Consider the following 12,446-nt stretch of genomic DNA (forward strand, 5'->3'; position numbering starts at 1 on the left):
GTACCCGCACGATCAGGGGCAGACGGTCCCGGCCTGGGGCACCCTGCCGTCCAGCAGATAGCCGTGCACCGCGTTCCGCACGCAGGTGTCCTCGCCGTTGTAGGCGCCGTGCCCCTGCCCCTTGTACGTCAGCTCCACACCGACCCCCTCACCGAGTGCCCGCGCCATGCTGCGCGCCCCCTCGTACGGCGTGGCCGGGTCGCCGGTGTTGCCGATCACCAGGATCGGGGCCGAGCCGGGGGCGCTGACGTCCGGGTGGTCGGCGGCGCCGCGCACCGCCCAGTCGGTGCAGGTGATCAGTCCCCAGGCCATGAAGTCCCCGAAGAGCGGGGACGCCTTCCGGAACTCGGGCAGCAGCCGCTCCACGTCCGCCGCGGTGTACCGGGGCTTGGCGTCGGCGCAGCTGATGGCGGTGTTGGCGGGGACGAGGTTGCTGTACTCGCCGTTCTCGCCGCGCCCGTTCATCGAGTCGGCGAGCACCATCAGGATCGTGCCGTCACCGTCGTACGCCTGCTCCAGGCCGTCGGTGAGGAACGGCCAGAAGTCCTGGGAGTAGAGGGCCTGCGCGATCCCGCTCGTCGCCATCGTCTCGGTCAGCTGACGTGGGAAGACCCCGGGGATGGGCCGGCTGTCCAGGTCCTTCAGCAGTTTCGCGATGCGGTCCTGGACGTCCTGGACGCTGTCGCCGACGGGGCACTCCTCGGTGCCGGAGACGCAGTCCTCGGCGTAGTTGCCGAGGGCGAGCTGGAAGCCCCGCGCCTGGCCCAGCGAGGCCTGCTCGGAGTCCTGCGCCGGGTCGACGACCGCGTCGAAGACCGCGCGCCCCACCTTGTCGGGGAAGAGGTGGGCGTAGACGCCGCCCAGTTCCGTGCCGTAGGAGATGCCGAAGTAGTACAGCCGGTCGTCGCCGAGCACCTGGCGCATCAGGTCCAGGTCACGGGCCGCGTCCGTGGTGCGCACGTGCGGCAGGATCCGCCCGGAGTTGTCCTCGCAGGCCGCGTTGAACTCCTCGGTGCCGTCGAGCAGTTCCGTGCGCTCGGCGCTGTCGTCGGGGGTGCCGTCCTGCTGGAAGTGCTCGTCGAGCTGCTGGTCGTCCTGGCAGGTCACGGGCGCGCTGCGGCCGACCCCGCGGGGGTCGAAGCTGACCAGGTCGTACCGGGTGCGCAGGGTGGCGTAGTCCTGGCCGAACGCGGGCAGCGTGGTCACCCCGGAGCCGCCCGGCCCGCCGAAGTTGAAGATCAGGGAGCCGATGCGCTCGCCCGCCGGTCCGCTGGTGCGGGCCCGGATCAGGGCGAGTCCGATGGTGTCGCCGTCGGGGTCGTCCCAGTCCAGCGGTGCCTTCATCGTCGCGCACTCCCACGCGCCCCGGGCGCCGGGCAGCGGGGAGGGCGAAGCGCCCCCGCCCTGGGCCTCGTCGGGGGCGGGGCAGGCTTTCCAGTCGAGCTTCTGCCGCGCCAGGTCCTCAGCCGGTTCGTCGTCGTCCCCGGCACAGCCCGCCAGCAGCGCGGGCAGCAGGACGGCGCAGGCGGTCAGGGCGGCGGCTCGCAGCCGGAAGGGGTGGGGCATGTCCCCATCCTGGGGTCGGCCCCGGACGGGCGCGCGGGGCACGGGCCCGTCCGAGGGAGGACGGTCCCGGCCGGCGTCTCAGCCGGTCACAGGGCCGCCTTGCGGGTGAGGTGGTTGAAGGCGAGCCAGCCCGGCAGCACGGGCAGCCACAGCGTGAGCAGCCGGAACAGCAGCACGGCCGGCGCGGCGACCTCCTTGGGGAGGCCGACCGCGATCAGGCCGACGGTCAGGGTGGCCTCGACGGCGCCCACACCGCCCGGGGTCGGGGCCGCCGACCCGAGGGCGTTGCCCGCGAGGAACACGACGGCGACGCTGGCGATGGAGACCGAGGTCGAGTCGTCGCCGAACGCCCGGATCGAGGCGTCCAGGCACATCACGAAGCAGGCCGTCAGCAGCAGCATGCCGCCGATGCCGGTGATCAGTTTCTGGGGCCGCTGCAGCACGTCCAGCATGCGCGGCACGACGCCCGCGAAGAGCGAGCGCACGCGCGTGACGACGAACTTCCGCAGGAACGGCACCGAGGTCACCACGAGGACCAGCACCGCCACCGTCAACAGCCCGCCGATGACGGTGCGCGACGGCGACAGCGACGGGGTCTTCTCGGTGCCGGTCAGGTAACCGAACGCCAGCAGCATCAGGATGTGACAGCCGAGCCCGAACAGCTGCGACGCGCCGACGCTCGCCACCGCGAGTCCCGGACGCACCCCCGCCCGCTGGAGGAAGCGGGTGTTGAGGGCGACGCCGCCGACCGCCGCCGGGGCGACGATCTTCACGAAGGACCCGGCGACCTGGGCCGCCACGGTGCGCGGGAACGGCACCCGCTCCGGCACGAACCCGAGCAGGGCCATCGCGGCCGCCACGTAACTGGCCGCCGAGAACAGCACCGCCGCCGCGACCCAGCCCCACTCCGCGTTGGCGATCAGCGGGCCGAACTCGATGTGGGTGAGCTGCGTCAGCAGGAAGTACGCGCCGATCGCGCCCGCGATGAAGCTGATCAGCGTGCGCGGGCGGACCCGTTCCAGACGGGCCGGCTCGACCGGCGCCTGAGGCCGGATGAGGAGCACCTCGTGCCGGATCTGGCTGAGCAGATCCTCCTCGCGCGCCTCGTCCAGGGCCTCGTCGATGGCGCGCTTCTCGGCCCGCTGCTCCGCGCGGACGGCCTTCTTGTCGGCCTTGTCGAGCGTGACGGGGCCGTCGTCGTGCGTGACGGGGCCGTCGGCGTCGTGGGCGCGGGCCGGACGGGAATGCCGCGAGGCCTCCAGCACGGCCTCGCGTTCCCGCTCCGCGCGCTCCCGGGCCAGTTTCCGCAGCGTCGCGCGCGTGGAGCGGCTCAGCGCGATCGGCTGGAGCATCGGCAGACAGTCCGCCACGGCGTCGGGACCGAGGACGCTCAGCGCCGAGGCCACCGCGCGTTCGGCGCCCACCCGCAGGCCCAGCGTCACCAGCAGCTGGGAGACGTCCATCCGCAGCAGCAGATCGCCGGCCGCGATCTCCCCGCCGCGGAGGTCGGTGAGGATCACCGTGCCGGAACGATCCACCAGGATGGCGTCGCCGACCAGCCTGCGGTGCGCGATCCGGCGGGACTGGAGCGCCTTCACCTGGTGCCAGGTGCCGCGCAACAGGTCGTCGGTGATCTCGTCGTCCGCCAGTGAGTCGAGGGTGCGCCCGCCGGTGTGCTCGTAGACGAGCATCACCGCGTCGGGGCCGAGTTCCGACGTCGCGATCAGCTTGGGCGCGTTGGCGCCGGCCGCGATGGCGGCGTAGGCCAGCAGCGCCTCCTGCTCCAGCGCCTGCCGCAGCGACTGCAGGCTCCTGCGGGTGGCGAAGCCGCGCAGCGCGAGGTTGCGCCACGCGCGGTAGAAGAAGCCCTGCGCCTGCTGCTCGCGGTCGACGACGGTGACGTCGAGCGGCGGGCCCTCCTCCAGGGTGACGAAGTAGCGGCGGCCCCGGTCACCGCTCTCGGCGGCGTCCGGCGTCTCCTCGCGGGAGGCGGTCACGGGGCGGAAGCCGACCGTGCGCAGCCCCGCCATCAGGGTGCGGCCGGTGGGCCGCACGTTGGGCGAGCCGACGGCGTAGAGCGTGCCGTAGGCGACGGTCCAGCCGATCAGCACCGTGAGGATGATCGAGAACGGGGTGGTGTACCCGGTGACGAGCATCGAGAAGGCGTCGAGCAGCAGCACCACCCACAGCACCGCGCGCCACCGGGGTCTGCGGGACATGCCGACTGCGGTCATGTACGCGATGACGGGGGCCAGGTAGCCGTGCACCGGGTCGGTGAGGGCGTGGATGTCGCCGGGGGAGGGCTGGGTGAGCGCGTCCTGGATCGAGCCGGGGGCGGCCCGTGCGACCCACAGGTCGGTGGCGAGTGTCACCCCGTGCGCGAGGACGGCGGCGAGCACGCCGTCGGCGATCCGCAGCCCGTCCCGTTTGATCAGCCGTTCGATGGCGAAGGCGACCGGGACCAGCAGGATGGCGATGCTGGAGGCCAGGCCGGCGATCTTGATGAGCAGGTCGGGCGCCTGTCCGGTGCCCTTGTTGATGTCCTGCTCCAGGCCCGAGGTGGTGCCGTGGGCGAACGCGGCGATCGCCAGCAGCACCACGACGGCGAGCACGCCGCCCACGAGCCGCATGAGGTCGGACGGGCGGTGCACGCGCGCGGGAAGCAGCGGTTCGTCGCCCTCCACCTCGTCGATGTGCGCGACGTCCTGCTGCTCCGCGTCCTGCTGCGCGGCGCCCGGGTGTGCGGCGTCCGCGTCGGGCCGTGCGGCGTCCGCGTCGGGCCGTGCGGTGTCCGAGTCCTGGCGCGACGAGGCGTCAGGGGTGCCCTCCGTGTCCTCGGGGTGCGCACCCTGCTGCTTCATCGTCTCTTCTCGATCTCGTATCACCGGTCACCGCTCGCACGATGGTGGCATGCCGTACCGCCACAAGGGGGCATCAGGGTCCACAAGCGGGGCGGCACAGTCTGCCCGAAGCGCTGCTCCGGGGCGAGTCGTCCGGCCGCGCGCGCGGACGCGTCGCGTTGTCGGTGCGGTGGGGCAGGATGGTCCGGATGAGCGAGGAGAGCCTTCCGCCCGACGACGGCCACCAGCCTCCGGACGCCCTGCCCGCCTATGCCGAGCGGGTCCTGGAGGTGGCCGAGCTGATCCCGCCGGGCCGCGTGATGACGTACGGCGACGTGGCCGAGTGGCTGGGGGAGGGCGGGCCCCGCCAGGTGGGCCGTGTGATGGCGCTGTACGGGGGCGCGGTGCCCTGGTGGCGCGTGGTCCGCGCGGACGGCGTCCTGCTGCCCGGCCACGAACTGCGGGCCCTCGGCCACTACCGCGCGGAGGGCACACCACTGCGGGAGGCGGGCCGGGCCGCGGAGGGCCATGTCCCCCGCCTCGACATGGGGCGCGCGCGGTGGGACGGCGGCGTGGACACCGGGGGTCACACCTGACAGCTTCCGGCATTCCGCCCGCCGACGTGTGACCTGTGATGCTTCAGGGGGACATGAGGCACATCCACGGCATGACGTACGTTCGTGAGTCGAGGGACGCGAGTGCCAGGAGTGGCCGGAGGGAAGAAGCGGAAACCCTGCTTCCGCTCTTTTCCCCGGCGTAGCGTCGGCTGCGCGTGTCCCCCTCACCCCTCGTCCACCGTCCCCCACACACGGCGGACAGCCGAACAGCACACCCACCAGGACCGGCGAACCACGTGAGCTCCTCTTCCTCCACCAGCGGCCTGTCGCACCCCCAGGTGCGGCGGGGGAGCCGTGGCGCCTACCGACTGGTGCGTACCCCGCCGGCCCGCGTGAATCCCCCCCGTCTGGACGCCGCACAGCGCTCCGTGGTTGAGCACGGCAGCGGCCCGATGCTCGTCCTGGCGGGACCGGGCACCGGAAAGACCACCACGCTGGTCGAGTCCGTGGCCGCCCGGATCGCCCGCGGCGGCGACCCCGAGCGCATCCTGGTGCTCACCTTCAGCCGCAAGGCGGCCGTCGAACTGCGCGACCGCATGGCCCTGCGCATCGGCGCGGCACAGGCCCCGCAGGCGACCACGTTCCACTCCTTCTGCTACGCCCTGGTCCGCGCCCACCAGGACAGCGACCTGTTCGTCGAACCGCTGCGCCTGCTCTCAGGACCCGAGCAGGACGTCACCGTCCGCGGGCTCCTCGCCGGCCAGGTCGACCTGGAGCGGCTCGGCCTCTCGCACGTGCGCTGGCCGGACGAGCTGCGCGCCTGCCTGACCACCCGCGGCTTCGCCGACGAGGTCCGCGCGGTCCTCGCCCGCAGCCGCGAGCTGGGGCTCGGCCCCGAGGCCCTCGACGCCTTCGCCCGCCGCATCGGCCGTCCCGACTGGCGTGCGGCCTCCGCCTTCCTCGCCGAGTACCTCGACGTCCTCGACCTGCAAGGCGTCCTCGACTACGCCGAACTCGTCCACCGCGCGGTGCTCCTCGCGCAGCGCCCCGACACCGCCGGACAGCTCGCCGGCCGGTACGACGCCGTCTACGTCGACGAGTACCAGGACACCGATCCCGCCCAGGTGCGGCTGCTGCGCGCCCTGGCCTCCGGCGGCCGCACCCTCGTCGCCTTCGGCGACCCGGACCAGTCGATCTACGCGTTCCGGGGCGCCGATGTCGGCGGCATCCTGGAGTTCCCGCACGCCTTTCCGCGCGCGGACGGCCGGCCCGCTCCCGTCCAGGTGCTGCGCGCCTCCCGCCGCTCCGGCGCCGCCCTGCTCGAGGCGACCCGCAAGGTCACCCGGCGGATGCCGCTGCCCCGGCTGCCCGCCGAGAAGGTCCGCCTGCACCGGGAGCCCACGCCGGTACGGGACGGCGGCCGGGTCGAGGTGTACACCTACCCGACGGCCGGCACCGAGCTGGACAACGTCGCCGACATCCTGCGCCGCGCCCACCTGGAGGACGGCGTCCCCTGGAACGACATGGCGGTCCTGGTGCGCGCGGGCTCCCGCACCCTGCCGACCGTCCGCCGCGCCCTCACGTCCGCGGGCGTTCCCGTGGACGTCGACGGCGACGACCTGCCGCTGCGCCACGAACCGGCCGTCGCCCCGCTGCTCACCGCCCTGCGCGCGGTGGCCGAGGCCGCGGACCGGGAGGGCAGCGGGGACGCGCGCGACGGCGTCGGCGAGGGCATCTGGGACGTGCCCGAGGACGGCTACGGGATGGGCGCCGGGGAAGCGCGCCAGGACGGCGTCGGGGGCGCCTGGGACGCGTCCGAGGGTCGCTCTGGGGAGGGCAGCACCGGGGGCACGCCCGAGGACGACGCCGGCGAGGGCACCGGCGGCATGCCCGAGGGCGGCTCAGGGGATGCGCGCGAGGACGGCTCCGGGGAGGACACCGAGGACGCGCCCGTCGGCGCCCGTGAGGACACCAGGGCCGCGCCCGACGGCGGCGCCCGGGAGGAGCCGTGCTGGCTCGACACCGAGACCGCGCTCACCCTGCTCACCTCCCCCCTCGCCGGCATGGACGCCGCGGACCTGCGCCGGCTCGGGCGTGCCCTGCGCGAGGAGGAACGGGCCGCGGGCAACCCCCTGCCGCCGCCCTCGGACGACCTGCTCGCCCGCGCGCTGGCGGAGCCCGAGCGGCTCGCCGTGCACGACCCCGCCTACGCGCGCGGTGCGCAGCGGCTCGGTGCTCTGCTGCGCCGGGCCCGCGAGCGCCTGGCCGGCGGCGGCACCGCCGAGGAGGCCCTGTGGGACCTGTGGGACGGCACACCCTGGCCGCAACGGCTGGAACGCTCCGCCCGCCGCGGTGGCGCCGCCGGCCGTAACGCCGACCGTGACCTCGACGCGGTGTGCGCGCTCTTCGCCACCGCCGCCCGCGCCGAGGAGCGCACCGGCGGCCGGGGCACCCTCAACTTCCTCGAGGAGATCGAGGCCGAGGACATCGCCGCCGACACCCTCACCCGGCGCGCCGCCCGCCCCGACGCCGTACGCCTGATGACCGCCCACCGCTCCAAGGGCCTGGAATGGGGCCTCGTCGTCGTGGCGGGCGTGCAGGAGGGCCTGTGGCCGGACCTGCGCCGCCGCGGGTCCCTGCTGGAGGCCGACCGCATCGGCCGCGACGGGCTCGCCGAACCCCTCACCCCCGGCGCGCTGCTCGCCGAGGAGCGCCGCCTGTTCTACGTCGCCGCCACGCGCGCGCGTGACCGCCTCGTGGTGACGGCCGTCAAGGCCCCGTCCGACGACGGCGACCAGCCCTCCCGCTTCCTCACCGAGCTCGGCGTCGAACCGAAGGACGTCACCGGACGCCCGCGCCGCCCGCTGTCCGTCGCCGCGCTCGTCGCGGAACTGCGCGCCACCACGGTCGACCCCCGGGTCTCCGACGCCCTGCGCGAGGCCGCCGCCCGGCGGCTGGCCCGGCTCGCCGCGCTCGCCGACGGGGACGGCCGCCCTCTGGTGCCGTCCGCGCACCCCTACCGGTGGTGGGGCATGCACGAACCGACCCGCAGCAAGGTGCCGCTGCGCGACCGCGACCAGCCGGTCGTGCTCTCCGGCAGCGCCCTCGACCAGCTCGCCAACACCTGCGCCCTCCAGTGGTTCCTCGGCCGCGAGGTGAAGGCCGACGCGCCCGCCACCGCCGCCCAGGGCTTCGGCAACGTCGTCCACGTCCTGGCCGACGAGGTGGCCTCCGGGCACACCCCCGCGGACCTCGCGGTCCTCATGGAGCGCCTGGACTCCGTGTGGAACGCGCTCGCCTTCGACGCGCCGTGGAAATCGGCCCAGGAAAAGGAGAACGCGCGCGTCGCGCTGGAACGCTTCCTGAAGTGGCACGTCATGGACCGCACCGGCCGCACCCCGGTGGCCAGCGAGCACGACTTCGACGTCACGCTGGACTCCGGCGACCTGCGGGTCCGCATCCGGGGCCAGATGGACCGCGTCGAGGCCGACGCCGAGGGACGCGCCTACGTCGTCGACTTCAAGACCGGCAAGCAGGCACCCAGCTCCAAGGAGGTGGAACGCCACCCCCAGCTCGCCGTCTACCAGCTCGCCGTCCGTGAGGGAGCCGTCGACGACGTCTTCGACGGGGTACGCCCCGAACCGGGCGGCGCCGAACTCGTGCAGCTGCGCCAGGGCGCCGCCAAGCGGGACGGCGGCGAAACCCTGCCGAAGGTGCAGGCCCAGGAGCCGCTGGAGGGGGAGTGGGTCGGCGACCTGCTGGCCACCGCCGCGGGCAAGGTCCTCGACGAACGGTTCACCCCGAACGCCGGCCAGCACTGCACCCACTGCGCGTTCCGTGCCTCGTGCAGCGCCCGCCCCGAGGGCCGTCATGTCGTCGAGTGACGGGCGTGACGCATCGCACCACCCCGTCTGACCTGCGGTTCTCCTCTTCCGGTGGGCTCAGTGCGCCCCCGGTGTCAGCGCTCGCCGCTAGATTCGGTGTGTGCCCGCCCGTATCACCGATCCCGACCAGCTCAAGGAGCTCCTCGGGATCCCGTTCACCCCGGAGCAGACGGCCTGCATCACCGCGCCGCCCGCCCCGCAGGTGATCGTGGCCGGAGCCGGTTCCGGCAAGACGACGGTGATGGCGGCGCGCGTGGTGTGGCTGGTCGGCACCGGCCAGGTCGCCCCCGAACAGGTCCTCGGTCTCACCTTCACCAACAAGGCCGCCGGGGAGCTCGCCGAACGCGTCCGCACCGCCCTGATCAAGGCCGGCGTCACCGACCCGGACGCCATCGACCCGGACAACCCGCCGGGCGAGCCGGTGATCTCCACGTACCACGCCTTCGCCGGCCGGCTGCTCACCGACCACGGGCTGCGCATCGGCCTGGAGCCCGCATCCCGGCTGCTCGCCGACGCCACCCGATACCAGCTCGCCGCGCGCGTGCTGCGCGAGGCGCCCGGCCTCTACCCGGCCCTCACCCGCTCCTTCCCCGACCTCGTGGGCGACCTCCTCACCCTCGACGCGGAACTCTCCGAGCACCTGGTGCGCCCCGAGGACCTGCGCGCCCACGACGCCGAACTGCTCCGCGCCCTGGAGAACACCAAGCTCACCAACGCCGACCTGCGCAAGGTCCCCGAGGCCGCCGCCGCGCGCCGTGAACTCGCCGAGCTGGTGCAGCGCTACCGGGCCGCCAAGCGTGAGCGCGACCTGCTCGACTTCGGCGACCAGATCGCCCTGTCCGCGCGGCTCGCCACCCTGCCCGAGGTGGGCCGCGTGCTGCGCGACGAGTTCCGGGTCGTCCTCCTCGACGAGTACCAGGACACCTCCGTCGCCCAGCGCGTCCTCCTCGCCGGACTCTTCGGGGGCGGCACCGGCCACCCGGTGACCGCCGTCGGCGACCCCTGCCAGGCGATCTACGGCTGGCGCGGCGCCTCCGTCGCCAACCTCGACGACTTCCCCGAGCACTTCCCGCACGCCGACGGCCGCCCCGCCACCCGCCAGTCGCTCAGCGAGAACCGCCGCAGCGGCGGCCGGCTGCTCGACCTCGCCAACGGCCTCGCCGAGCCGCTGCGCGCCATGCACGCGGGCGTGGAGGCGCTGCGCCCGGCACCCGGCGCCGAGCGCGACGGCACCGTGCGCTGCGCCCTGCTGTCCACGCACGCGGCGGAGATCGACTGGATCGCGGACTCGATCGCGCACCTCGTGAACACTGGCAAGGCGCCCGGCGAGATCGCCGTCCTGTGCCGCACGGCGACGGACTTCGCCGAGATCCAGGCCGCCCTGGTCGCCCGGGACGTCCCCGTCGAGGTCGTCGGCCTGTCCGGACTGCTGCACCTGCCCGAGATCGCCGACCTCGTCGCCGTCTGCGAGGTCCTCCAGGACCCCGGAGCGAACGCCTCCCTCGTCCGGCTGCTGACCGGCCCGCGCTGGCGCATCGGCCCCCGCGACCTCGCCCTGCTCGGCCGGCGCGCCCGCCGCCTGGTGTCCCACGCGCGCGTGGACGGCGACGACGACCCCGACCGGCGGCTCGCCGAAGCCGTCGAGGGCGTCGACCCCGCCGAGGTGATCTCGCTCGCCGACGCCCTCGACACGTTCCTGGAGACCCCGCTGGAAGGCGGCGGGGACGACGACGGGCTGCCCTTCTCGCCGGACGCGCGCGTGCGTTTCGCCCGCCTCGCCGCCGAGCTCCGCGACCTGCGCCGCTCCCTCGCCGACCCCCTCATGGACGTACTCCACCGCGTCCTCGCCGTCACCGGCCTCGAGGTCGAGCTGTCCGCGTCCCCGCACGCCCTGGCCGCCCGGCGCCGCGAGACCCTGGCCAACTTCCTGGACATCGCCGCGTCCTTCGCCGCCGGCGACAACGAGGCCACGCTGCTCGCCTTCCTCGGCTTCCTGCGCACCGCCGCCCAGTACGAGAAGGGCCTGGACAACGCGCTGCCGGGAGGCGAGAACACCGTCAAGGTGCTCACCGCGCACAAGTCCAAGGGCCTGGAGTGGGACGTCGTCGCCGTGCCCGGGCTGGTCACCGGCACCTTTCCGAGCGACCGGGGCCGCGAGAAGTGGACCGCCCAGGGCAAGGTGCTGCCGCACCGGCTGCGCGGCGACGCCGACACCCTGCCCGACGTGCCCTCCTGGGACGCGCGGGGGCTGAAGGCCTTCCACGAGGCCATGAAGGAGCATCAGCACACCGAGGAGCTGCGCCTCGGCTACGTCACCTTCACCCGCCCCCGCTCCCTGCTGCTCGGCTCCGGTCACTGGTGGGGCCCCAGCCAGAAGAAGCCCCGGGGACCCTCCGCGTTCCTGCTCGCCCTCTACGAGCACTGCGCCGCCGGGTACGGCGAGATCGAGGCCTGGGCGGACGAACCCGCCGAGGACCAGGAGAACCCGGCCCTGCGGCGGTCCGGCGACGACCAGGCCTGGCCGCTGCCCCTGGACGACGCGGCCCTCGCCCGGCGCCGTGCCGCCGCCGCGACCGTCCTCGCCCACCTGGACCGTCTCGCCGCCGATCCGGACGCCGCTCCGGCCGTCCACGACCCGGGAGCCCACGACGACCCGGACTGGCCGCCCCCGCCGGACGACGAGGAGCCGTACCCGGAGGACTACGCCGACGATCCGTACCCGGAGGAGCCCGGCGCGGTGGGCGCCGTCGACTGGGACTCCCTGCCCACCGAGCGCCCCGTCGTCCCCCACCAGGCGACCGCCCCGGACGAGTCCGCACGGTCCCGGCCGGACCTCCCCGCGCCCGCCGAGGGCCACCTCACCCCCGAGGAGGCCCGCACCGTCGCCTCCTGGGACCGCGACCTGGACGCCCTCACCGGGGAGCTGCTGCGCGCCCGCGACAGTGTCACCGAGGTCCGGCTGCCCGCCTCCCTCACCGCCTCCCAGCTGCTCCGGCTGGCCGACGACCCCGACGGCTTCGCGCGGGAACTGGCCCGCCCCATGCCCCGGCCGCCCCAGCCCGCCGCGCGCCGCGGCACCCGGTTCCACGCCTGGGTCGAGGCACGCTTCGAAGAGCTCACCCTGCCGATGCTCGACCCCGAGGAACTGCCCGGAAGCGATGCCGAGATCGCCGACGAGCGCGACCTGGAGGCCCTCAAGGAGGCCTTCGAACGCACCGCGTACGCCCACCGGACCCCCCACCGCGTGGAGGCGCCGTTCCAGCTGTCGATCGCCGGACGCGTCGTCCGCGGCCGCATAGACGCCGTCTACCGGCACGAGGGCACCGGGGAGGGGGACGCGGTCACGTACGAGATCGTCGACTGGAAGACCGGCCGGGGCCGCACCGCCGACCCGCTGCAGCTCGCCGTCTACCGGCTCGCCTGGGCCGAGCAGCAGGGCGTCCCGCTGGACGCCGTCAGCGCCGCCTTCCTCCACGTGCGCACCGGCGAAGTGGTGCGTCCCGAGCGCCTCCCCGGCCGCGCCGAACTGGAGCGACTGCTGCTGGAGGACCCGTACGGTGAGATTCCGCACTCCGAGGACACCCCCGCGGCCCGATAGG

General features: G+C 74.4%; 5 protein-coding genes. 3 read left to right on the forward strand and 2 right to left on the reverse strand.

The features are described from left to right. Positions 1-12 precede the first annotated feature (12 nt). Entirely contained in the window at positions 13-1,566 is a 1,554-nt protein-coding gene (locus ACIF8S_RS11705; RefSeq protein WP_399998835.1) for an alpha/beta hydrolase, read from the reverse strand. 86 nt (positions 1,567-1,652) lie between these two features. Then, positions 1,653-4,427, reverse strand: coding sequence for a YbhN family protein (locus ACIF8S_RS11710; protein ID WP_399998836.1), 2,775 nt, complete (start codon positions 4,425-4,427; stop codon positions 1,653-1,655). Between the two features lie 188 nt (positions 4,428-4,615). Here ACIF8S_RS11710 and ACIF8S_RS11715 point away from each other — a divergent pair, with 188 nt between their 5' ends. The 3 genes from ACIF8S_RS11715 to ACIF8S_RS11725 all read left to right on the forward strand — a co-directional run bounded on the left by ACIF8S_RS11715 (position 4,616) and on the right by ACIF8S_RS11725 (position 12,445). Beyond that, positions 4,616-5,002: an MGMT family protein gene (locus tag ACIF8S_RS11715; protein ID WP_399998837.1), complete on the forward strand. Its 387-nt coding sequence runs from the start codon at positions 4,616-4,618 to the stop codon at positions 5,000-5,002. Between the two features lie 257 nt (positions 5,003-5,259). Further along, positions 5,260-8,847, forward strand: coding sequence for a UvrD-helicase domain-containing protein (locus ACIF8S_RS11720; RefSeq protein WP_399998838.1), 3,588 nt, complete (start codon positions 5,260-5,262; stop codon positions 8,845-8,847). A 100-nt stretch (positions 8,848-8,947) separates the two neighbouring features. Continuing rightward, a complete protein-coding gene (locus ACIF8S_RS11725; RefSeq protein WP_399998839.1) occupies positions 8,948-12,445 on the forward strand; it encodes a UvrD-helicase domain-containing protein in 3,498 nt (1,165 codons plus the stop codon). Position 12,446 lies beyond the last annotated feature (1 nt).

This window comes from Streptomyces sp. NPDC085937, assembly GCF_044540535.1.
In the GTDB taxonomy this organism is placed as follows: Bacteria; Actinomycetota; Actinomycetes; order Streptomycetales; family Streptomycetaceae; genus Streptomyces.